Annotated in this window: 2 protein-coding genes; both read right to left on the reverse strand. The window is 57.5% G+C overall.

Annotated features, from left to right (window positions below):
• Positions 1 to 14: 14 nt before the first annotated feature.
• The gene (locus tag NKI72_RS34650) at positions 15 to 275 is read right to left on the reverse strand and encodes a Ros/MucR family transcriptional regulator (RefSeq protein WP_352852196.1); all 261 of its coding nucleotides are present in this window, start codon (positions 273 to 275) and stop codon (positions 15 to 17) included.
• 127 nt (positions 276 to 402) lie between these two features.
• Positions 403 to 759 carry an ABC transporter permease family protein gene (locus NKI72_RS34655; RefSeq protein ID WP_352852198.1) on the reverse strand — a complete coding sequence of 119 codons (357 nt, stop codon included), beginning with the start codon at positions 757 to 759 and terminating at the stop codon, positions 403 to 405.
• Positions 760 to 2,197: the final 1,438 nt, after the last annotated feature.

A 2,197-nucleotide genomic window follows, 5' to 3' on the forward strand; every position in this document is an offset into this window, starting at 1 on the left:
CTGCTATGCCGCTTCTAAGATTTGCACTTTTTCCCGTCTTCCAGGCAGATGATGAAATCAGGTGTCACCGAGATCTTAATCGACACCGCGGGGTCCAGTTTGACTGCGGCCGGAGCCACGGGCTTGCCGACCCCTTGCAAAGCGGCATGGGTGTCCCCGATCAGCTTCGACAACTCGCCGACCGGCAGAGGATTGTTCGAAACATAGGCGGAAACGATGTCGGCGGTAATTCGTACGAGATCAGCCTGGTCGTTTTGGTCTGGAGAAACGGTCATCGAGTTTTCCTCTTGTCTAATGGCGCACGTTGAAATGGATGAACTGTTTATTGCCAAGCAGGCAAATAATTCATTATTCCGCAACAAACCCTATTCCCCGCAAATATCAAGCCGGCAAGCTTCGCTTTCATCGCCTCCAGACAAGCTTGGACGCGCTCGATGTCGGCAGCCGTGCTGGTCGGGTATACTGAAAGCGAGCAGCGACTTCGGACAGCGCTGCCCTATTCCCGTGCGTACGGCACGCGAGCATGGCCGGGGCGCTGGCCCGCGAGCGACGGATCATCAGCGCGATGATCGCCGCAACATAGGGCATCATCAACATAGATTGGTAGGGAATGGCTATGCCGATGCCTTGGATTTGCAATTGCAGCGCATCGAGGAAGGAAAACACTAGTGCCGCTACCAAAATCGGGTAGGGCCGCCACAGGCCGGCGATGACGATGATGATCGCCAGCCAGCCGCGTCGGTTGGTCATGTCCGGCACGAAACGCGCCGCTTGGCCGACAGAAAGAAACGCGCTGCCAGCCCCGCCATCAGGCCGCCGAAGACCACGGCAGCATACTGGACCGGTGCAGAGGCATCTCCATGGGATATTTTCGCGCACCTACGCTCACATATGCCGGATAGTATAGCGAACTCGTGCACGGTGCCTGCCGCCATCTTCATACCTGATGGCGCCGTTCGCGTCCGTCTCGACCAGGCCAATAGCGACGTCAAAGTCATAGTCCCCATATAGCGAGACATTGTTGTTCACGACGCTGAGCTGGACGGACGTGGCATCTGGCTTCGCTATGAGGCTCTGACGCTCTACTCGCAAATGTTGGACTCGAGGACGTGGCGCCGCCTCGGAAGAGGTAGGCCCGCTACCGACGATGATCTGCCGAGGTTCGTCGAACGAGCGCTTAGAACAGGACCACCCTTGCCGTAGGTGTGGGAGGTTGAAGGCCTGCAAGGTCCTGGGTGGCTTCTCGACCAATGTGGGCATTTGGAATTCGATAAAGGACAGCCGGCCAAGGCCAGAGCTCCGTAGCATGCACCCGCACTCCAAATACAGCCATCGCATTAAGACGCAGGCCGAATAAATTTTCGCCAATATTCCGGACTGAGCGGCTAAGCAACGGTGGAGCAACCGTACGTTTGTTACATCCAATTGAAGCCAATCGGGAATAGTCCCAACGGGGCGTGTCTTTGGGGATGGATTGGATGAGCAATGCGCAAAGGGTAACTCCAGTTCTAGGAGCATCGCTGCATTTCTAAATAGGGCCGAGTATGGCGACACAGTTTCGATGAAAACGGCACTGAAGCAAATTAGGCAGGCTGCGCCTTGTTTGGTCGCATCCGACGAAGAGCAACCGAGGCGATCGTCGAAGCAGCTGCCATGGGCCTGTCTCAATGAGTGGCATATTATCCTGGCGATTTGGCCTTGTTGAAACAGTGGTCTTTCATCGTGTCTGCGCCGAGGCCGGTATCTCGGTTAGTAGCCAGCAAGCGGAGCGCCTGAGCATGACCGCAATGGCACTCTTCTCGGACGGCGAGTTCGACGAGGCTGTTCTTTATGAACGCCTTCGGCTTGTGGCCGGCTCTCTGCCGAGAAAGGACCAAGCATGACTCCCATCATCGGGAAGCCCTAGCGAGCGTTGTCGGTCGATATGACCTTGTCGATGGACACGTGGGCGACAGGACAAGCGATCCCGCAGCAATACTGTGAGGCGAAGGGTTTGCTGCCTTTGCCGAACTTCCCTGCGCGCCGGTGTTCCACCGCGGAAAAAAGCCCGCCGCACGGTTGGGTGCGGCGGGGCCGGACGGGCGCTGTTGCACCAAGCGGGGACTTGGGGGGGCGGGCTTGCCAGGTGCGCGCGAGCCGTAGACAACCTTAGGCGCATGAGTTGGCCAAACGTCTAGTAACCGCCAGTTGGACTGGC

This window comes from Mesorhizobium sp. M0437 (genome assembly GCF_040321335.1).
In the GTDB taxonomy this organism is placed as follows: Bacteria; Pseudomonadota; Alphaproteobacteria; order Rhizobiales; family Rhizobiaceae; genus Mesorhizobium.

Coding starts and splice junctions, on each gene's coding strand:
- NKI72_RS34650 (WP_352852196.1), bottom strand. CDS start 275: ATGACCGTTTCTCCAGACCAAAACGACCAGGCTGATCTCGTACGAATT.